The organism is Micromonospora sp. NPDC005710, from assembly GCF_040630995.1.
In the GTDB taxonomy this organism is placed as follows: Bacteria; Actinomycetota; Actinomycetes; order Mycobacteriales; family Micromonosporaceae; genus Micromonospora.
Map to the genome: position 1 here is coordinate 175723 of NZ_JBEXYP010000002.1, position 19452 is coordinate 195174.

The following is a 19452-nucleotide window of genomic DNA, read 5'->3' on the forward strand; positions in this document are numbered from 1 at the left end:
CCGGTTAGCGTCGCGCCACGCGGCGGATGGGCGCGGTCGGTGTCGGCGGCGACGGGTACCGTCGCACGGTGACTCCGCCCCGCACCGCCACCGGTTCCGCCACCCCGTCGGCCCGTGCCAAGGGGCGGCGGCGGGGTGCCCGACCCAGTGGCACGGAGCTGCTGGCGGCGGCGGTCGGCGCGGTGCCCGGTGGCGCGGAACGCCCCGGCCAGTTGCAGATGACCACCGCGATCGAGGAGTGCGTGGCCAGCGGCGAGCATCTGCTCGTGCAGGCGGGCACCGGCACCGGCAAGTCGCTTGCCTACCTCGCACCGGCGCTCACTGTGGACGGCCCGGTGGTGGTCTCCACCGCCACCCTGGCGTTGCAGTCCCAACTGGTCGACCATGACCTGCCCCGGCTCGCCGACGCGGTGGAGCCGGTGCTCGGCCGTCGGCCCACGTTCGCCGTCCTCAAGGGCCGCCACCACTACCTCTGCCTCGCCCGACTGGACAACTCCACCGAGGATGAGCCGGAGGACGCCCTCTTCGACGCCCCGGCGGCGCGTCCCGGCGGCGGGGCGCTCGGCAAGCCTGACCCGGCCCAGCCGGTGAAGTGGCTCGGTGAGGCGGGCCGGTTGGGCAAGCAGGTCGAGCGGCTGCGCGCCTGGGCTGAGAAGACCGCAACCGGCGACCGGGACGAACTGGACCCGGGCGTCGACGAGCAGGCCTGGCGGCTGGTGTCGATGCCGGCTCGCGAGTGCGTCGGCGCTGCCCGTTGCCCGTTCGGGCAGGAGTGCTTCGCCGAGGCGTCGCGGGCCCGCGCCCGGGAGGCCGACATCGTGGTGACCAACCACAGCCTGCTCGCTGTCGACATGCTCGCCGACCGGCACATCGTGCCGCCGCACAAGCTGCTCATCGTCGACGAGGCGCACGAGCTGGCCGACCGGGTCTCCTCGGCGGCCCAGGCGGAACTGGTGCCGGAGCTGATCGACCGGACCACCAGGCGGGCCCGTACGCTGCTGCGCCCGGAGACCGCCGAGGCGCTCACCGCCGCCGGGGACGCCCTCGCTGTCGGCCTGGCCGAGGCGCCGGCCGGGCGGATCACCGCGGGGTTGCCGACCCCACTGCGGGAGGCGTGCACGCTGCTCGACGCGGCGACCCGCTCGGCCCTGGACGCCATCGGCGACGTCAAGTCCGACGACCCCGACCCGGTCCGCAAGCAGCAGGCCAAGGCCGCCCTGGACGAGCTTTCCACCACCGCGCAGCGGCTGCTGGAGGAGGGCGACCACGACGTGGCCTGGGTGGAGAAGAACGACAGCGGCAACCGGCGGGCGCTCGTCGTCGCGCCGCTGTCGGTGGCCGGCACCCTCGCCACCCACCTGTACGACGAGCGCACCGTCGTGGCCACCTCGGCTACCCTGGCGCTGGGCGGCAGGTTCGACACGGTGGCCCGCGCCCTCGGGCTGGACGCGCCGCCGCCCGCCCCGCCGACTCCCGCCGCGGCCGCGCTGGCCGCCCGCACCGGGCCGGGTCGCCCGGCCGCCGAGTCGCCGGGCCGTCGCCTGGCCGGTGACGTGACCCCGAGCGCCGTCGTACCGGCCACCGAGGGCCCCGGCTGGCGGTCACTCGACGTCGGTTCGCCGTTCGACTACGCCCGGCAGGGCATCCTGTACGTCGCCTCGCACCTTCCCCGCCCCAGCGTCTCCGGGCTGCCCGAGGCTGCCGGGGAGGAGTTGCTCGGGCTGGTCGAGGCGCTCGGTGGTCGTACTCTCGGGTTGTTCTCCTCCCGGCGGGCCGCGCAGCAGGCGGCGGAATTGTTGCGGGCGCGGACCGACCTGCCGGTGTTGCTCCAGGGCGAGGAGGCCCTGCCGCTGTTGGTGCGTCGCTTCCGCGAGGAGCGGGCCAGTTGCCTGTTCGGGGTGATGTCGCTCTGGCAGGGGGTGGATGTGCCGGGTGACGCCTGCCAGCTCGTCGTCATCGACCGGCTGCCCTTCCCCCGCCCGGACGAGCCGTTGGCGGCGGCCCGCGCGGCGGCTGTGGACTCGGGCGGCGGCTCGGGCTTCGCGGCGGTGAGCGTGCCGATCGCGGCGGTGCGGCTGGCGCAGGGCGTGGGTCGGTTGATCCGGGCGACCGGTGACAAGGGCGTGGTCGCGGTGCTCGACTCGCGGTTGGAGACGGCCCGGGGTTATGGGCCGTTCCTGCGCCGTTCGCTGCCCCCGTTCTGGTACACGACCCGTCCGGAGGTCGCCCGGGGCGCCCTGGAACGCCTGGCCAAGTCCTGAGCTGCGCGCCGCGCAGCCACACGATCGCCCTCCAACGGGGAAAGAGTGGTCTCCCGCTGGCGGGAGGCCACTCTTTCCAGGTTCGCGCGTGATCCAGTCCCGGTCTAGGGGGCCTGGGCGGCGACCACCACGGCGTCGGGTGGGGTGTCCGGGACCCGCCGGGCGGCAAGCCGACGGACAGCGGTGTTCAGCACCGCGATGAGCGGCACCGAGACGAGCGCCCCGGTGATGCCGGCGAGTACGACACCTGCGGCGATACCGATGATCACCGCTAGCGGGTGCAGGGCGACCGCCCGGCCCATGATCAGCGGTTGCAGGATGTGACCCTCCACCTGCTGCACCACGATCACCGCAGCGAGGATGATCAGCGCGGTGACCGGGCCGCTGTCGACGAGGGCCACCAACACCGCCACGCCACCGGAGAGCGCCGCACCGACGATCGGGATGAACGCGCCGAGGAAGACCAGCGCCGCGAGCGGAAAGGCGAACGGGATGTCGAAGATGACCAGGAAGATGCCGATGCCTACCGCGTCGATGAAGGCGACAAGGACCGTCGCCCGGACGTAGGCGACAAGCGTCTGCCACGAGGCGCGACCCGCGTCGTCGACCTTCCACCTGGCGGCCACCGGCAGCAACCGGACCAGGAAACGCCAGATGCGGCTGCCGTCCCGCAGGAAGAAGAACGTCGCGAACAGGACCAGCAACGTGCCGGTCAGCACCTCGGCAAGGGTGGCCGCGGTGCTCAACGCGCCGCTGGTGAACCGTGAGGTGTTGTTGTTGATCCAGGCCTGCGCCTCGTCGATGTAGCGGTCGAGCTGGGTGTCGGAGAGATGCAGCGGGCCCGTCTTCAGCCAGTCCTGGATCTGCCGGACACCCTCGGACGACTTCTGGCTCAGCTCCGGCACACCGCGGATGAACTCGTTGACCACGAGCGTCAGCGTGCCGATCACCGCGGCCAGGCCGCCGACAAGCACAACCGCCGTCGCCATCGACCGGGGGAACCGGGCCCTCAGCAGCCAGCCCACCGCCGGGGCGAGCAGCGCGGAGAGCAGCAGCGCGATGGCCAGCGGAATGATCACGATCTTGACCGTGCTGACGATCCGCAGCAGGGCCCACGCCACCACGCCGATCACGATCAGTCGCCAACACCACGCGGAAGCGATCCGCAGGCCGTGCGGAACGTCGGCGTCGTCGCGACTGGAGGTGGAGCTGTGCAGGTCCACCTCCGGTTCCGCGCCGTAGACACTGGCGCTCGGCGGCGCGGTCGGCCCCGGCACGGCCGGCGACGCCACCCGGACCGCCTCCGACGCGTCGCTCAGCGCGTCAGTCGATGTGTCCTCGTCGGCGTGCGCCGACTCCTGTCGTGACTGGTAGGCGCGGCGAAGCTGCCCGCGTACCCGCTCGAAGCGGCTCAAGCGCACCTCCTGGAAGAAGAACACGGCCCGCCGACGGCGACAGGTCGGAAAGCATACGTCCGCTCCGACACCCTAGGGCGGTTCCGCCACACAATGCCCCGACCACCTCCGGCGTAACCACCGGTGGGCGACCGTCGGCCACACGGTAGCGTCTGCGGCGTGACAGCCGACAACGATCTCGACGCCGGCCTGCCGATCCGTCTCCTGCACGACCGGGTGCTGGTGCGGATGGAGGGCAGCGAGGGCGAGCGCCGCTCCACCGCTGGGATCGTCATTCCGGCGACCGCCGCCGTCGGCAAGCGCCTCGCCTGGGCCACGGCGGTCGGGGTGGGGCCGAACGTCCGCGCCATCGTCTCCGGTGACCGGGTACTCTTCGACCCGGACGACCGCTCCGAGGTCGAGCTGCACGGCCGCGGTTACGTGCTCCTGCGGGAGCGGGACGTGCACGCTGTGGCCGCCGATCGGAACGACAACGACTCGACCGGCCTCTACCTCTGACGCACCTCCCCCGACCACCCGGCCCCGTCGCGCACCGTTTGCCCGGCCGCACGACGGGAAGCCATCCGGCGACCGTGGCCCTGGGGAGGGACGATGCCGGTATTCGTGAAGAAGTTGTTGACCTGGGGCAGTGTCGCGTTCCTGATCTACTTCGTGGCCTTTCGGCCGGACGGCGCCGCGCAGATGTTCCGGGCGATCGGCGCCGCGCTCATCGCGATGTTCCAGGGGTTCGGTGACTTCCTCACCTCGCTGATGAGCTGAGCCGGCTCAGCTCATCAGCCCGTCAGCTGTCCGCCCTGTCAGCGGTGCGCCGGCGGCCAGGGCGGCGCCGAATGCGGGCCGGGCCAGCCGGGTGGGGCGTACCCGACCGGAGCCGGAGCGGGTGTCAGCACCACCGGGATCGGCACCACCGGCTCGTCCGGCGCGTCCACCGGGCGCTGCCTGCCGTCCGGGAAGCGCAGGTGGTAGCGGCTGCCGTCCCAGACCCCCGCCGGGGCCTGCGGGTCGCGACCCACGAAGAACGACCGGTACGCGGTGATCGCGTCCAGCAACTCCCGCTCCTCGCGGGCGGTCCGTTCCTGGTCGGCCGGTTTGCGGTCCAGGCCGCGCAGCGCCCCGTCGCGCAGCAGCGCCAGCCGGGTGGCGGCGGACTGGTAACTGCGCATCGCCCGCACCCCGGAATCGCCTGCCACCCGGCGCGCCCAACTGCGCGCGGCGTGCCGCCGGCCGAGACTGCTCAGCGCTGCCACCTCGGGCGGGCTGAGCCAGCCGGCGCGAACGTAGTCGGGCAGGACCCGCTCGGTGAGCCGCCCCTCCCAGGCGCGCAGCCACAGCGCCAGCCCGACGGTGCCGAAGAAGACCGGCACCATGAGGCCCAGGAATCCGTACAGCATGATCATGGCCTGGCCGGTGGCCTGGGTCAGCGTGGGCAGCAGGTTCCAGGTGCCGTGCAGCATCATCGCCAGCAGCAGGCCGCCGATCGGGGCGAGCACCCGGATGCGCCGGTCGGCGGTCCGGGAGGCGATACCCAACCCCACACCCGTCATCGAGGTGAAAAGGGGATGGGCGAACCCGAACAGCAGGATCCGCAGGATGAAGATCGCGATGACCTGCTGGATGCCGGTGGCCGGGCCGTAGCGGTCGGCGCCGGAGGCGTACCCCAAACCGCCCAGGTAGAGGATGTTCTCCACCATCGCGAAGCCGACCGCGGAGAGCCCGCAGTAGACCAGGCCGTCGGTGATCCCGGACCACTCGCGGCGACGGAACACCAGCAGCAGGATCGGACCCATGGCCTTCGTCAGCTCTTCGATGAACGGCGCCACCAGCACCCCGGTGAGCGCGGACGGCAGGCCCCAGTCGGCGAAGCGGTTGGCCGCGAAGTCGTTCACAGTGAGCGAGGCCGCGGTGGAGACGAACGCCCCCCAGGCGAAGCAGAAGATCAGGTACTTCAGCGGCTCGGGTTCGTATCGGTCCAGCCACAGGAAGCAGCCGACCAGCACCGGCACCGGCAGGATGGCCGCGACCACCCCGATCAGCAGGGCCTGCGCGCCGAGCGACTGGCCGAGCGTGAAGACCATGAACACCGCGCACGCCGCGATGAGCAGCACCACCCCGGCCAGCGCCAGGAACCGCCGCCAGCCCAGTCGGCGCAGCGGCATCCGGGGCGTCTCACCCATCGGCGGGGCGGCCGGCGCGGGCGGGGCGGCGGGCGACTGCGGCAGCGGTGGACCGGGCGGGGTGTCGTCCATGCGGTCAGCGTAGCCATCCGTCGCCGGCTGGTTCGGCCGCATCGGTAGCCGCTATGCTGCGGGCAGGTCACGAGCGCCAGCGTCAAGCCCCGGCTTGCTGGCCGGCAACCCTCGTCGAGTTCGCGGTGGGGTGCCCCGGGTGATGACCGGGCCCAGCCCGATCGGTGTGCTGGGCAAGCGCGGACCCCGTCCCGAAGTCGCACCCGGGGTCCCTGACCCCGGAGGTTCCGGCGTGTCCGTCACTCTCGTTCCCTCGCTGCCCACCCTGCCCACCGTGCCGTCCGGGTCGCTCGACGTCCTCGGGGTGCCCGGCGAGATCAACCTGGACTACGCGGCCACCGCGCCGTGCGCGCGGGCCGCCGCCGACGCCGTGGCCGAGCTGCTGCCGTGGTACGCCAGCGTGCACCGCGGGGCGGGAGCGCTGTCGCGGCGCTGCACCCTGGCGTACGAGCAGGCCCGGCAGACGATCGGCGACTTCTTCGGTGCGCGCGCCGACGATCACGTGATCTTCACCCGCAACACGACCGACGCGCTCAACCTGCTGGCGCGGGCGGTCCCGGCCGGCACCACAGTGGTCACGTTCGCCGGTGAGCACCACGCCAACCTGCTGCCCTGGCCACGAGGGTCGGTACGACTGCCGGTCCCCGCCGACCCGGACGGGGCGGTACGCGCTCTCGCCGCCGCCCTCACCGAGCTGCGTCGGGGCAGCAGCCCGGCGCTGCCGGTGCTTGTCGCGGTGACCGGCGCGAGCAACGTGACAGGTGAGCGGTGGCCGGTCGCCGAACTGGCGCGGGTCGCCCACCGGCACGGTGCCCGGATCGTGCTCGACGCCGCCCAGCTCGCCCCGCACGCCCCGGTCGACCTGCTCGCGCTCGACGTCGACTACGTGGCCGTGTCCGGTCACAAGCTGTACGCGCCGTTCGGCGCGGGCGTGCTCATCGGCCGGGCGGACTGGCTGGACGCCGCCCCGCCGTACCTGGCCGGTGGTGGGGCCACCAGCCACGTCGGGCCGGCCACCCACGACGTGACCTGGGCGACCGGCCCGGCCCGACACGAGGGCGGCACCCCGAACCTGCTCGGCGCGGTGGCGCTGGCGGCGGTGTGCGCGGCGCTCGACGAGGCGGACCAGGTCGCGCTGGCCGCCGACGAGCAGGCCCTGCTGGCCCGGCTGCGGACCGGCCTCGCCGCCCTGCCGCACGTCGTCGAGCTGCACACCTTCGACCCGGACGCGCCCCGGGTCGGCATCGTCTCGTTCGTGGTGGCCGGCCGGGACTCGACAGAGGTGGCCGCGCGGCTGGCCGCCGAGCACCACATCGGCGTACGGGACGGGTTGTTCTGCGCCCACCCGCTGGCCCGGCGTCTGCTCAGCGAGGCGGCGGGGCGTACCGGTCGGCGTGACCTGCCTCCCACCGCGCTGCGCGCCAGCATCGGGCTGGGCAGCACCGCCGCCCAGGTGGACCGGCTGCTCTCGGCGCTGGCTGAGCTGGGCTGAGGCCGGCGCTCAGCCGACCGGCGGGGCGGTGGGAGGCTTCGGTGCCTCGTCGGGCTCGGCGGGCTCACCGACCGGGCGTTCCTGCTCCCCGAAGGCGGTGCGGATCCACCGGTTCGCCTCCTCCTGCTCGATCCCGGAGGCGACCAGCAGGTCACTCGCCGTGGTGCGAATCTGGGCGACCACCACACTGCCGGAGAAACCGACCCCGGCGCCGTACGCCCGGCCGGCCTCACTGACCGCCCGCAGCGACCGTTCCCGGGCCTTCTCCGGCTCCTCGCCGGCGGCGAACTCGTGTTTGAGCAGCCGGACCGACTCGGCGAGGTGGCCGATCGCGTCCGGCATCGGATCGGGCACCGGTTCGTCGTCCTCGACGAGCGTGACGGACCGGCGGATCAGCGTGCCGCTGTTGCGCATCGCCCGGTCGATCGGGTCGGCCGCCTCCGCGTAGTGGGTCAGCTCGTCGCGGCGGTGCCAGCGGGCCGGGGAGAGGGTGGCGGTCTCCTTGGCCCCCTCGATCGCCTCGCCCAACGTGGCCAGCTCGTCCTTGTTGTTGCGCAGCCTCTCCAGGGCGCCCTGGATCGTGGCGCGGTTGCGGTGGCGCAGCCCGTCCGCTGTGGCGTCGAGCTGGGCGGCGAGCAGGTCCAGGGCCGGCCGGGCGGCCCGGTTGATCACTCGCAGCGGGTTCAGTGGCAGCAGCACCGCCGTGACCAGCAGCGCGATCCCGCCGCCGAGGAACGCGTCCACGAAGCGGGGGATCTCCAGGTTCTGAGTCGACGGGCTCAGCGTCACGATCAGCACCGCGGTGGCCGCCGCCTGGATGACGATCGCCACGCTCGCCCCGGCGAAGATGGTGAGCAGGATCGCCACTGTGACCACCAGGCCGAGTTGCCACGCCCCGGTGCCGAGCAGGTAGATCAGGAGGTCACCGACGGCCACGCCGACGCCCACCCCGACGATCAACTCGATGGTCCGGCGGAACCGCTGGCCGACCGATGCGGCCAGGGTGCCGACCGCCGAGATCGGCGCGAAGACGGGTTGCGGGTTGCCGAGCACCTTGTGCGAGATCAGGTACGCGAGCCCGGCGGCCAGCCCGGCCTGCACCGCGAGGCCGCCGGCCATCCGTACCCGGTGCAGCCGGTCGTGCAGTGTGGCACGGCTGCGGTGGCGCAGCTTCTCGGTGGCCTCGGCGATCCGCGCGCCGTCGACGTCCACCAGGCCGTCGCGCAGCGCGGTCCGTCGCACCATCGGCTGTCGCTTGTCCCGGGCCACGGCCATGGGCGCGACTACCCGTGGTGGGCCGGCTGAATCCTCCCTTCCCACGCGTCGGGGCCCGATGCGGGAGACTCGGGCGGTGGTTGATCTGTTGGACCGATGGCGGGCGGCGGCCCGGGGTGCGGGCGCGCGGCCCGATCAGGACATCACCCGAGCCGGCGAGCAGTTGATCGTCAGGTGGCGGGAGCCGCACCGGCACTATCACACGCTGGCCCACCTCACGGCGGTGCTCGATGTCGTCGACCAGCACGCCGACCTGGCCACGCGGGCCGACCCGGTGCGGCTGGCGGCCTGGTTCCACGACGCGGTCTACGACCCGCGGGCCGCCGGCGACGCCAACGAACGGGACAGCGCCGCGCTGGCCGGGAGCGCGCTCACCGGGCTCGGGGTGCCGGCGCCCACTGTTGCCGAGGTGCGCCGGCTGGTGCTGCTCACCGCCGGGCACACAGTGGCACCGGGCGACCGGGACGGCGCGCTGCTGTGCGACGCCGACCTGGCCGTGCTGGCCGCGCCGCCGGCCCAATACGAGCGGTACGCGGCGGCGATCCGCCGGGAGTACGCCCACGTGCCGGAGCCGGCCTTCCGGGCGGGGCGGGCTGCCGTGTTGACCGGCCTGCTGGCGCTGCCCGCGTTGTTCCGGTCGCCACCGCTCGCGAGTGGGTGGGAGGAGCCCGCCCGGGACAACGTGCGCCGCGAGTTGGCAGACCTCACCGGGGAACAGGAGAACGCGGGCTGACCAGGTGCTTCGGTCGGCGCAGGCCGGCGGCGCGAAGCAACCGGACCAGTTCCCGGCTGGGCACCACCTCGGCGCCGAGCCACACCGCCGCCGCGAACCGGTCGGCCGGAATGTCGTAGTGGTCCCTGTCGAAGCCGCGCCGGGGCGCCCCGAGCGCCTCGGCGAAGGCGTGCAACTCGGCGTACGAGACGTCACTGATCAGATGCGACCAGAGGCGACCGCGCCACGGCCAGGCCGGCCGGTCCAGGTAGAGCATGATGCCCAAGTTATCCCGCGCAGTCGATCATGTTGATGATCGCCCGTCGGCGACCTAGCCTCGGCTGCATGGCCCCCACCGCGCTCCTCGACGACCTGCGCGCCGCGCTCGGTGACGACGCCGTGCTCACCGACCCGGACCTGCTGCGCCTGCACCAGCGGGACGAGGCCGACCTGTGCCCCGCCGGCGTCCCGCTGGTGGTGACCCGACCGCGCACCACCGAGCAGGTGGTCGCTGTCGTGCAGGCGGCGGCACGGCACGGCGTACCAGTGGTGCCGCAGGGCGCCCGGACCGGGCTGGCCGGCGCGGCGAACGCGGTGGACGGCGCGGTGGTGCTCAGCACCGTCGCGATGAACGAGATCCGGGAGATCGACAGGGTGAGCCGGATCGCGGTGGTCCAACCGGGGGTGGTCAACGCGGCGCTGGCCGGGGCGGTGGCGAAACAGGGCCTCTGGTACCCGCCCGACCCCGGCTCCTGGGAGTCGTCAACGATCGGCGGCAACGTGGCCACCAACGCGGGCGGCATGTGCTGTGTGAAGTACGGCGTGACCACCGAGTACGTCCTCGGCCTGGAGGTGGTGCTCGCCTCCGGTGAGGTGCTGCGCACCGGGCGGCGTACGGCCAAGGGGGTGGCCGGCTACGACCTGACCCGACTGTTCGTCGGGTCGGAGGGCACCCTCGGCGTGATCACCGAGGTGACAGTGGCGCTGCGGCCCGCCCCGGCCGAGTCGCTGACCCTGGTGGCGGTCTTCGGATCGACAGCCACTGCCGGTGCGGCGGTGGCCGAGATCGCGGCTCGCGGGCTGACCCCCAGCCTGCTGGAGTTGCTGGACCAGACCCACCTGCGGGCGATCGAGGCATACCGGCCGATGGGGTTGCGGACCGACGCGCAGGCCCTGCTGCTGGCCGCCGCCGACACCGGCACCAGGGCGGCCGACGACCTGGCGCTGCTGGCCGAGGTGTGCGAGGCGGTCGGCGCCGACGAGGTCTACGCGGCAACCGACGCGGTGGAGGCGGCCGCGCTGCTCCAGGCCCGCCGGCTGGCGCACCCGGCCATGGAGAAGTTCGCGGCGGACACCTTCCCGGGCGGCAACGGCGGTCTGGTGATCGACGATGTGGCGGTGCCGCGCGGCGCACTCGCCGCGCTCCTGGACGGGGTCGCCCGGATCGCTGTCGAGTGCGAGGTGCCGATCGGCGTGGTGGGGCACGCCGGGGACGGCAACATGCACCCGAACATCGTCGTCGACCGGGCCGACCCGGAGAGCGTGCAGCGGGGCCGGCGGGCGTTCGACGAGATCATGCGGCTCGGCCTGGACCTGGGCGGCACCTGCACCGGTGAGCACGGGGTGGGGCTGCTCAAGCGCGACTGGCTGGCCCGGGAGATCGGGCCGGTCGGCGTCCGGGTGCATCAGGCGATCAAGTCGGCGCTCGACCCGGCCGGCCTGCTCAACCCGGGCAAGGTGCTCTGACCGGCGGGCTCACCCTTGACCTTGGCCGGGGTCGGCCCCGGACCCTCGGTCGCGGTCAGCCCTTGACCTCGGCCGGGGTCGCCTGGGTGAGCAGCAGCAGGATCTCCCCGGCGACCGGGGTGAGCTCCTCCCCCGGGCAGTCCTGTGAGGTGATCAGCCCGGTCGAGGTGATGAGGCTTGAGGTCAGCGCGTCGATGCAGGTGGTCCGGTACCGCCGGGCCTGATCGGTCTCGTTGGCGAGCGCGGGGTTGGCGAGCAGCACCTGCAGCCGTTCGGTCAGCTCCGGGGCGAGGGTGCCCCGGGAGGTGACACCGTCGCCGGCGCAGTCGACGCACTGCCACGCGCCGTTGCGCTCGACGCTCAGGGTGCGCATCGGCCCGTCCTCGCCGAGCCGTTGGAGCAGGCTGACCTGACCGGCGGCAACCGTGGTGGGGATCTCCAACTGCGATCCGCCCCCGGCCGTGCCGGGTGTCGGTTGCGCCGCCGGTGTGCTCGGCTTGTCCCGCTCGAAGAGCGAGCACCCGGTCACGGCGAGTGCGACGGCGAGCAGGGTTACGAGCAGACGAGGGCGCGCGCGGCGTAGCACGCGCGGAAACCTACCCCACCGTAGGTAGCGTCCGAAACCACCATCCGGGCCGGTATCGATGGTTACCCATCGGTAACGTGCAATTCGTCATCGAGCGGACGGACGAAGCTCCGCCTGATCGTCGCCACCCCGGTCGGCGGCGTAACCCCGGACGTCCGGGACCCCGAGCCGAGCCGCGTCCGCCGCCGCGTCGTCCGGCATCAACTGGGACTGCCGCTCCGCCTCCACCCGGGCGCGGTAGTGCTCGACCTCACGCGCCCTGGTGGCCGCGTCCCAACCCAGCACCGCACCCATCAACTCGGCGGTGTGCTCCGCCGACTCCAGCCCCCGGTGGCTGGTCTCGAACGAGATCCGGGTCCGCCGGGTCAGCACGTCCTCCAGGTGCAGCGCACCCTCGGCCCGCGTGGCGTAGATGACCTCCGCCGCCAGATACTCAGGGGCACCGGCCAGCGGCGACGCCAGCAGCGGATCGGCGTCGACGAGCGCCAGCAGATCCAGGGTGAGGGTGCCGTACCGCTCCAGCAGGTGCTCCACCACGCCCACCGGCACACCGTGTCGGCGAGCCAGGTCGGCCCGGTCCCGCCACATCGCCGGATACCCGTCGGCGCCGAGCAGCGGCAGATCGGCGGTACGCGACGGACGGGTGCCACCGAGCCGGCGAGCCGCCCGGTCGACGACATCGGACGCCATCACCCGGTACGTCGTGTACTTGCCGCCGGCGACCAGCAGCAACCCGAGCATCGGCTCGAAGACCGCGTGCTCACGGGAGAGCTTCGAGGTCGAGTCGGCCTCGCCGGACAGCAGTGGCCGCAGCCCGGCGTACACCCCCTCGATGTCGTCGGTGGTCAACGGCCGGTCCAGCACGGTGTTGACCTGCTGAAGGAGGTAGTCGATGTCGCGGGCCGACGCGGCCGGGTGGGAGCGGTCCAGCTGCCAGTCGGTGTCAGTGGTGCCGATGATCCAGTGCCCACCCCAGGGGATGACGAAGAGCACCGAACTCGCCGTACGCAGGATGAGCCCCGTCTCGCCGGTGATCGCCGAGCGGGGCACCACCAGGTGCACCCCCTTGGAGGCGCGCACCCGGACGCCGGGCCGCAGGCCCACGTCGTTGAGCATCCGGGACATGTCGTCGCTCCACACGCCGGTGGCGGCGATGACGGTGCGGGCCTGCACCTCGAACTCCGCGTCCGGCGAACCCGGCGGCGCCTCCAGGTCCCGGACGCGGACGCCAGTCACCTCGCGGGCCTGCCGGATCAGCCCGACGGCGCGGGCACTGCTCACCACAGTGGCACCGAGGCTGGCCGCGGTGCGGGCCAGGGTCACCACCAGTCGGGCGTCGTCGACCTGCCCGTCGTAGTAGCGGATCGCCCCGGCGAGTGCGTCCGCCCGGAGACTCGGGAAGATCCGCCGGGCGCCCTCCCGGGTCAGGTGCCGGTGCAGGGGCATGCCCCGGCCGCCACCGAAGACCCCGGCGAAGGCGTCGTAGGCGGCCACCCCGGCCCCGTAGTACGAGCGGCGGAAGATCCGGGCCGGCAGGTCCCGCAGGCCCCGCCCGGCCGGCAGCGGCACCATGATCGGCACCGGGCGTACCAGGTGCGGTGCGAGCCGGGTGGCCAACAGGCCCCGTTCGGTGAGCGCCTCGTGGACCAGGTGGAACTCCAACTGCTCCAGGTAGCGCAGGCCACCGTGGATGAGCTTGCTGGACCGGCTGGAGGTGCCGGCGGCGAGGTCACGGGCCTCGACGAGTGCCACCTTCAGGCCCCGGGACGCCGCGTCCAGGGCGGCGCCCGCACCGGTCACCCCGCCCCCGATGACCAGCACGTCGAAGCGCTCGGCACGCAGTCGGCGCAGGTCGGACGCACGGCGGACCGGTGAGAGCTGACCGGCGACGGATCGGGAGACATTGGGGTCACGCACCCGTCCACCGTAACCGCCGTACCACCGTGTCGACATTCGCCGCCCGCCCCGCGCCGCCCACCTGTCATGTCCCGCACAGATCACACGGGGCACCGGATCGCCGGCCGGCGGAGTCCCGGCCGCCGGAGATCAGGCTGTCGGTTCGAAACCGTTCACTGTGGTCGTAAGGTTCTCGGATGCAAGGTCAGCCTGTGCACCCCGGAGCCAGCACCCGTCATTCCCCGTGGTCGGTGGTCGCGGCAGTGCTCGTCGGCTGCTGGACGGTCGCTGTCACCGCGGGCACCCAGACCGGTGGTTGGCTCACCGATCAGGTGCTGCTGAGCTTCGGACGGGACCGGCTCGGCTGGCTCTGGCCGGTGCTCGGCCTGACCGGCGCCGTGCTGGCCGGCACGCCCGCCCTGCTGCTTGCCGTGCTGCCCCGATCGGCGGCGGTCCGGGCCACCGGGCGGGCCTGGTTGATCGGGGCACTCGCGCTCGGCCTGCTCACATTTCTGCGGGTCGTACCGCCGGTGCACCACGAGGCATACCTCGCCGCGCTGGCCGGCGTCGCATTGCTCAGCGCACTCGCCGTGCGCCGGTCGGCGCGCCGGTGGGCGTACCCAGGGCTGGTCGGCGCGGTCGGCGGCCCGGCACCCACCGGCGACGGCGACGGCGACGGCGACGCCACACGACCCGAGGCCGCCGGGTCGGTCGGGCGGCGGGGGTTGCTGGCGCTCGGCACGGTGCCGCTGCTCGCGATCGCCGCCGGGTTGGCGCTGCTGCTGCCGTGGGCCTGGCTGGGCGCGCTCGGCGGCCTCCTGGAGACCGCACTCGCGCTGCTGGCGGCCGCCGCGCTCGGGGTCCTGGCCGCGGCGCTGTTGGATGCCCCGTTCTGGTCACCGTTCGCGGTTGGGCGACCGCCCCGGCCGGCCCGGCTGATAACTGTCGGTGGCCTGGTCGCCGGGGTGGCGCTCCTGCTGCTCGCGGCGGGGGCCGGCCAGTCCGGTGCGCAGTTGCCCGCGCTGGTGACCCTGCCGCCGGTGGGTTTCGCGCTGGCCGCGCTCTGGGCGGCGGCCTGGCGGCCGAGCGCCGACCCGGCCGAGGCCACCCGTGCCGGCCGGACCGCGACCGGCTGGCTCGTGGGCCTGGCCGCGCTCGGCCCGCTGGCCTTCACCGACCCGGAGGAGATCAGCCTGCTGTTGGTCGGCACCAGGGACATTCCGTTCTGGGTGGCGGTCGCCGCCGGCGTCGGGCTCGCCGTCGCGGTCCTGGTCGCCATCGGGTACGCGGTGCTGCTCGCCCGGCCGACGGCACGTACCCCGAGCCGGCGGTTCGCCGCGGTGGCGGTGGTGGTGCTGCTGGTGGCGTTCGGCGTGGTCGACCTCGGTCCCGGCCAGCCGGGCCTGTACGGCGAGCGGCTCTTCGTGGTGCTGCGCGCGCAGGCCGACCTGAATGATCTTCCGGCCGGCGCGCCGGGTCAGGCCGGGCGGGACGCCCGTGCGGCGGAGGTCTACCGGCGGCTGGTGTCGACCGCCGAGCAGAGCCAGCGCGACCTGCTCCGGGGGTTGAACCGGCTGCGCCTCGACCCGGTGCCGTACTACCTGGTCAACGCGGTCGAGGTGGACGGCGGTCCGGCGGTGCGGGCCTGGCTCGCCCGTCGACCGGAGGTAACTCGGGTGCTGGTCAGCCAGCGCCTGCGCCCGCTGCCGGCCCCGGCCGGCCAGAGCCGGGGCGACGCGCCCAAGCCCACCGGCCCGGAGTGGAACATCCGTCAGATCGGTGCCGACCGGGTGTGGTCGCAACTGCGGGTCACCGGGTCGGGAATCGTGGTCGGCAGCTCCGACTCGGGGGTGGACGGCACCCATCCAGCGCTGCGGGCCGGGTTCCGTGGGGGCGACGACTCCTGGTACGACCCGTGGGACGACACCCGGAGCCCGACCGACCAGGGTGGGCACGGCACCCACACGGTGGGTAGCGCGGTCGGGCGGGACGGGATCGGGGTGGCACCGGACGCGCAGTGGGTGGGCTGCGTCAACCTGGACCGCAACCTGGGCAGTCCCGCGCACTACCTGGACTGTCTGCAGTTCATGTTGGCGCCCTTTCCGGCCGGCGGTGACCCGTTCACCGACGGCCGGCCGGAGCGCGCCCCGCAGGTGCTGACCAACTCGTGGGGCTGCCCGCCCATCGAGGGTTGCGACAGGCGGGTTCTGCGGCCGGCCACCGCCGCCCTGGACGCCGCCGGGATCTTCGTGGTCGCGGCGGCCGGCAACACCGGCCCATGGTGCGCGTCGATCGACGATCCGCCGGCCCCGTACGCGGATGTGCTGACGGTGGGTGCGGTGGATGACCAGCGGCGGGTCGCCGAGTTCTCCTCCCGGGGCCCGGTTCCTGGATCGGGCAAGCCGGACGTGCTGGCACCGGGGGTGGGCGTGGTGTCGGCGATGCCGGGCGGCACGTACGCGGCGCTGGACGGCACGTCGATGGCGACCCCGCAGGTGGCCGGGGTGGTCGCGCTGATGTGGTCGGCGAACCCGGCGCTGGTCGGCGACGTGACCCGGACCCGGCAGATCCTGCGGGACACCGCCACGGCGGCGACGCCCACCTACCGCTCCGACAGCCCTTCCGACGCCTGCGGTGCGCCGTCGAACGTCACCGGTGCCGGGCAGGTCGACGCCTACGCCGCCGTTCGCGCCGCCCAACAATAGGCAGGTTTCCTTCCTGAAGCACTGAGCCGGGGGTGCACTCCTCCACCGGGTGATCTAGGGTCGGCGACCATGGACGCCCAGATCACCGTCACCGAGCTGGCCACCGACCTGGTCCCCAGCGTCGTACAGCTCTGCCGACAGGCTCTCGACCTGCCCGAGGACGCCGCCGAGGCCGCCTCCATCGTCGACGTGCTCCGGACCCGGGCCGCCGCCGACCGGCAGGTCGTCGGGCTCGGCGCGTATCGGGGTGCGGACCTGGTCGGGGCGCTGATCTGCTCGGTGTCGTCGACCGAGCCGGGGATCGGGCACGTGGACCTGGTCGCGGTCCTTGCGGACCAGCGGCGTCAGGGCGTCGGCCGGGCGCTGCTCCAGCAGGCCGAGCGGGTGCTCGCGGAGCGCGGGGCGACCGAGGTGCTGCTGGCCGGGAACCCGCCGTACTACGCGTGGCCGGGAATCGACGTCCGTTACACCCCTGCGGTCTGCGCCGCCCTCGCGCTCGGCTACCAGCAGGACCGGACCGCCTGGAACATGACCGCCGACCTGTCGTACGAGGGGTCGCCCGCGCTGCGGTCCACCGAGGCGGCCGAGCGGCGGCTGGCGGAGCAGGGCGTCACCGTACGCCGGGCGGAGCCGACGGACCTGCCGGCGCTGACGGCGTTCGCCCGGTCCACCTTCGGCGGCGCGTGGGACGGCGAGCTGACCGGGTCGGTGGGGCGCGCCGACGCCGGTTGCCACCTGGCGGAGCGGGACGGCGAGGTGCTCGGCTTCGCCGCGTACGGGTCGTCCCGGCCAAGTTGGTTCGGCCCGATGGGCACCGCGCCGGCCGCGGAGGGGTCGGGCATCGGCGGGGTGCTGCTGCGGCGCTGCCTGCGTGATCAGCAGGCGGCGGGGCTGAGCCAGGCACAGATCGGCTGGGTGGGGCCGGTGCCGTTCTATTCGGGCAGTGCGGGCGCGCGGATCGAGCGGGTCTTCTTCCTGTTCCGGCGGACCCTACCGACGACATAACAGGGGCAAAAAGGACATAGATCCATTCGCCCGCATCGGTCCTCGCGGCCCCCTACCGTTTCGGTAGAGGAGGCAGCCATGACCACGGACGACAACCAGACCGAGGACGGCCAGCCGATCACCTGGAAACCGGTGGGTGAACTCCCCGGCCAACTGCCGTTCGACCGGCTCGACTACGGCGACGCCGAACAACTGGCCGAAATGACCACCGACGGTGAGCCCTTGGCAGCCGAGGAGCCGCAGGAGATGGTGGACGCGCCGGTCCAACTGCTTCCGCCGTACGGCCGGGCGCAGAAACGGCGCAACCAGCGCAGGCTACCGACCTGACGACGAACGGGGCGGACCGCGTCAGCGGCCCGCCCCGGTCGGTGTCGGAACTGGACTCAGAAGTCCATGTCCCCGCCACCCGGGCCAGCCGGGGCAGCCGGGGTCTTCTCCGGCTTGTCCGCGACAACTGCCTCGGTGGTGAGGAAGAGCGCCGCGATGGAAGCGGCGTTCTGCAGCGCCGAACGCGTCACCTTGGCCGGGTCGATGATGCCCGCGGCCAGCAGGTCGACGTACTCGCCGTTGGCGGCGTTGAGACCGTGACCCGCTTCGAGGTTACGGACCTTCTCCACCACGACGCCGCCCTCAAGGCCGGCGTTGACGGCGATCTGCCGCAGCGGGGCGTCCAGCGCGACCTTGACGATGTTCGCACCGGTCGCCTCGTCGCCGACCAGGTCGAGCTTGTCGAAAGCGGTCTTGCCGGCCTGCACCAGCGCGACGCCACCACCCGGGACGATGCCCTCCTCGACGGCGGCCTTCGCGTTGCGAACGGCGTCCTCGATGCGGTGCTTGCGCTCCTTGAGCTCGACCTCGGTGGCCGCGCCGACCTTGATGACCGCAACGCCGCCGGCCAGCTTGGCCAGCCGCTCCTGCAGCTTCTCGCGGTCGTAGTCGGAGTCGCTCTTGTCGATCTCGGCCCGGATCTGGTTGACCCGACCCTGGATCTGCTCGGCGTCACCGGCACCGTCGACGATGGTGGTCTCGTCCTTGGTCACCACGACCTTGCGGGCGCGGCCCAGCATGTCGAGGCTGGCGGCGTCGAGCTTGAGGCCGACCTCCTCGCTGATGACCTGGCCACCGGCGAGGATGGCGATGTCACCGAGCATGGCCTTGCGGCGGTCACCGAAGCCCGGCGCCTTGACGGCGACCGACTTGAAGGTGCCACGGACCTTGTTGACCACCAGGGTGGCCAGGGCCTCGCCCTCCAGGTCCTCGGCGATGATCAGCAGCGGCTTGCCCGACTGCATGACCTTCTCCAGGATCGGGAGCAGGTCCTTCACCGACGAGATCTTGCTGTTGGCGATCAGGATGTACGGGTCGTCGAAGACGGCCTCCATACGCTCCGGGTCGGTCATGAAGTAGGCCGAGATGTAGCCCTTGTCGAAGCGCATACCCTCGGTGAGCTCCAGCTCCAGCCCGAAGGTGTTGCTCTCCTCGACGGTGATGACGCCTTCCTTGCCGACCTTGTCCATCGCCTCGGCGATGATCTCGCCGACGGTGCTGTCGCCAGCGGAGATGGAGGCGGTGGAGGCGATCTGCTCCTTGGTCTCGACGTCCTTGGCGAGCTTGGTCAGCTCCTCCGAGACGCTCGCGACAGCAGCCTCGATGCCCCGCTTCAGGGCCATCGGGTTGGCGCCGGCGGCCACGTTGCGCAGGCCCTCGCGAACCAGGGCCTGGGCCAGGACGGTCGCCGTCGTCGTGCCGTCACCGGCAACGTCGTCGGTCTTCTTGGCGACTTCCTTGACCAGCTCAGCGCCGATCTTCTCGTACGGGTCCTCGAGCTCGATCTCCTTGGCGATGCTCACACCATCGTTGGTGATGGTGGGGGCACCCCACTTCTTCTCGAGCACGACGTTGCGGCCCTTGGGGCCGAGCGTCACCTTTACGGCGTCGGCGAGCTGGTTCATGCCCCGCTCGAGGCCGCGGCGAGCCTCTTCGTCGAAAGCGATCATCTTGGCCATACGGCGTTGTCCTCCTGGACACTCACGGGCCACCCGAGTTTGTGTGCCCCGGATGGGCCGCCTGGTGTGCGCACCTTGGGACGTCGCCACCTGGCGACGACGACGTC

Annotated in this window: 16 protein-coding genes and 1 riboswitch; of the genes, 9 read left to right on the forward strand and 7 right to left on the reverse strand. The window is 72.9% G+C overall.

Features of this window, described 5'->3' with window-relative positions:
- Positions 1-26: 26 nt before the first annotated feature.
- Entirely contained in the window at positions 27-2261 is a 2235-nt protein-coding gene (locus ABZ406_RS03145; protein ID WP_357755667.1) for an ATP-dependent DNA helicase, read from the forward strand.
- A gap of 104 nt (positions 2262-2365) precedes the next feature.
- Here the strand turns inward: ABZ406_RS03145 and ABZ406_RS03150 are convergent, their stop codons facing one another.
- Positions 2366-3700, reverse strand: coding sequence for an AI-2E family transporter (locus tag ABZ406_RS03150; protein ID WP_357755669.1), 1335 nt, complete (start codon positions 3698-3700; stop codon positions 2366-2368).
- 135 nt (positions 3701-3835) lie between these two features.
- Here ABZ406_RS03150 and ABZ406_RS03155 point away from each other — a divergent pair, with 135 nt between their 5' ends.
- Together ABZ406_RS03155 and ABZ406_RS03160 are read left to right on the forward strand one after the other, a co-directional pair.
- Positions 3836-4174 carry a co-chaperone GroES gene (locus tag ABZ406_RS03155; protein WP_357755670.1) on the forward strand — a complete coding sequence of 113 codons (339 nt, stop codon included), beginning with the start codon at positions 3836-3838 and terminating at the stop codon, positions 4172-4174.
- Between the two features lie 93 nt (positions 4175-4267).
- Positions 4268-4435 (forward strand): hypothetical protein, encoded by a 168-nt coding sequence (locus ABZ406_RS03160; protein ID WP_357755671.1) that lies wholly within the window; start codon positions 4268-4270, stop codon positions 4433-4435.
- A 38-nt stretch (positions 4436-4473) separates the two neighbouring features.
- On the opposite strand, the gene ABZ406_RS03165 is transcribed toward ABZ406_RS03160, so the two are convergent.
- Complete coding sequence (locus ABZ406_RS03165; protein WP_357755673.1) at positions 4474-5964, reverse strand: PrsW family intramembrane metalloprotease; 1491 nt, start codon at positions 5962-5964, stop codon at positions 4474-4476.
- A 23-nt stretch (positions 5965-5987) separates the two neighbouring features.
- Positions 5988-6108: riboswitch (SAM riboswitch) on the forward strand.
- A 46-nt stretch (positions 6109-6154) separates the two neighbouring features.
- On the opposite strand from ABZ406_RS03165, the gene ABZ406_RS03170 reads away from it, so the two are divergent.
- Positions 6155-7414, forward strand: coding sequence for an aminotransferase class V-fold PLP-dependent enzyme (locus ABZ406_RS03170; protein ID WP_357755675.1), 1260 nt, complete (start codon positions 6155-6157; stop codon positions 7412-7414).
- 9 nt (positions 7415-7423) lie between these two features.
- Here ABZ406_RS03170 and ABZ406_RS03175 read toward each other — a convergent pair whose 3' ends face one another.
- Positions 7424-8659 (reverse strand): FUSC family protein, encoded by a 1236-nt coding sequence (locus tag ABZ406_RS03175; RefSeq protein ID WP_357755677.1) that lies wholly within the window; start codon positions 8657-8659, stop codon positions 7424-7426.
- 106 nt (positions 8660-8765) lie between these two features.
- On the opposite strand from ABZ406_RS03175, the gene ABZ406_RS03180 reads away from it, so the two are divergent.
- On the forward strand, positions 8766-9422 hold the full coding sequence (locus tag ABZ406_RS03180) for a metal-dependent phosphohydrolase (RefSeq protein ID WP_357755679.1): 657 nt from the start codon (positions 8766-8768) through the stop codon (positions 9420-9422).
- Here ABZ406_RS03180 and ABZ406_RS03185 read toward each other — a convergent pair.
- Entirely contained in the window at positions 9394-9678 is a 285-nt protein-coding gene (locus tag ABZ406_RS03185; RefSeq protein ID WP_357755680.1) for a DUF4031 domain-containing protein, read from the reverse strand. The two genes, ABZ406_RS03180 and ABZ406_RS03185, sit on opposite strands and share 29 nt — an antisense overlap.
- 68 nt (positions 9679-9746) lie before the next feature.
- On the opposite strand from ABZ406_RS03185, the gene ABZ406_RS03190 reads away from it, so the two are divergent.
- Positions 9747-11147, forward strand: a complete 1401-nt coding sequence (locus ABZ406_RS03190) for an FAD-linked oxidase C-terminal domain-containing protein (protein WP_357755681.1) — start codon at positions 9747-9749, stop codon at positions 11145-11147.
- 55 nt (positions 11148-11202) lie between these two features.
- Here the strand turns inward: ABZ406_RS03190 and ABZ406_RS03195 are convergent, their stop codons facing one another.
- Entirely contained in the window at positions 11203-11733 is a 531-nt protein-coding gene (locus ABZ406_RS03195) for a hypothetical protein (protein ID WP_357755683.1), read from the reverse strand.
- A gap of 87 nt (positions 11734-11820) precedes the next feature.
- On the reverse strand, positions 11821-13686 hold the full coding sequence (locus ABZ406_RS03200; protein ID WP_357755684.1) for a glycerol-3-phosphate dehydrogenase/oxidase: 1866 nt from the start codon (positions 13684-13686) through the stop codon (positions 11821-11823).
- A 140-nt stretch (positions 13687-13826) separates the two neighbouring features.
- On the opposite strand from ABZ406_RS03200, the gene ABZ406_RS03205 reads away from it, so the two are divergent.
- From ABZ406_RS03205 to ABZ406_RS03215, 3 genes are all read left to right on the forward strand, one after another.
- Positions 13827-16334 (forward strand): S8 family serine peptidase, encoded by a 2508-nt coding sequence (locus tag ABZ406_RS03205; RefSeq protein WP_357755685.1) that lies wholly within the window; start codon positions 13827-13829, stop codon positions 16332-16334.
- Positions 16335-16403: 69 nt separating this feature from the next.
- Positions 16404-17339: a GNAT family N-acetyltransferase gene (locus ABZ406_RS03210; protein WP_357755686.1), complete on the forward strand. Its 936-nt coding sequence runs from the start codon at positions 16404-16406 to the stop codon at positions 17337-17339.
- Between the two features lie 78 nt (positions 17340-17417).
- Positions 17418-17666 carry a hypothetical protein gene (locus ABZ406_RS03215; RefSeq protein WP_357755688.1) on the forward strand — a complete coding sequence of 83 codons (249 nt, stop codon included), beginning with the start codon at positions 17418-17420 and terminating at the stop codon, positions 17664-17666.
- 56 nt (positions 17667-17722) lie between these two features.
- Here the strand turns inward: ABZ406_RS03215 and groL are convergent, their stop codons facing one another.
- Entirely contained in the window at positions 17723-19345 is a 1623-nt protein-coding gene (groL, locus tag ABZ406_RS03220) for a chaperonin GroEL (RefSeq protein WP_357755690.1), read from the reverse strand.
- Positions 19346-19452 lie beyond the last annotated feature (107 nt).

What these genes read in the sequence shown, in the direction of transcription:
- ABZ406_RS03145 (WP_357755667.1), top strand. Translation starts at nt 27, where the DNA reads ATGGGCGCGGTCGGTGTCGGCGGCGACGGGTACCGTCGCACGGTGACT.
- ABZ406_RS03160 (WP_357755671.1), top strand. Translation starts at nt 4,268, where the DNA reads ATGCCGGTATTCGTGAAGAAGTTGTTGACCTGGGGCAGTGTCGCGTTC.
- ABZ406_RS03165 (WP_357755673.1), bottom strand. Translation starts at nt 5,964, where the DNA reads ATGCGGCCGAACCAGCCGGCGACGGATGGCTACGCTGACCGCATGGAC.
- ABZ406_RS03175 (WP_357755677.1), bottom strand. Translation starts at nt 8,659, where the DNA reads ATGGTGCGACGGACCGCGCTGCGCGACGGCCTGGTGGACGTCGACGGC.
- ABZ406_RS03185 (WP_357755680.1), bottom strand. Translation starts at nt 9,678, where the DNA reads ATGCTCTACCTGGACCGGCCGGCCTGGCCGTGGCGCGGTCGCCTCTGG.
- ABZ406_RS03190 (WP_357755681.1), top strand. Translation starts at nt 9,747, where the DNA reads ATGGCCCCCACCGCGCTCCTCGACGACCTGCGCGCCGCGCTCGGTGAC.
- ABZ406_RS03200 (WP_357755684.1), bottom strand. Translation starts at nt 13,686, where the DNA reads ATGTCGACACGGTGGTACGGCGGTTACGGTGGACGGGTGCGTGACCCC.
- ABZ406_RS03205 (WP_357755685.1), top strand. Translation starts at nt 13,827, where the DNA reads ATGCAAGGTCAGCCTGTGCACCCCGGAGCCAGCACCCGTCATTCCCCG.
- ABZ406_RS03210 (WP_357755686.1), top strand. Translation starts at nt 16,404, where the DNA reads ATGGACGCCCAGATCACCGTCACCGAGCTGGCCACCGACCTGGTCCCC.
- ABZ406_RS03215 (WP_357755688.1), top strand. Translation starts at nt 17,418, where the DNA reads ATGACCACGGACGACAACCAGACCGAGGACGGCCAGCCGATCACCTGG.
- groL (WP_357755690.1), bottom strand. Translation starts at nt 19,345, where the DNA reads ATGGCCAAGATGATCGCTTTCGACGAAGAGGCTCGCCGCGGCCTCGAG.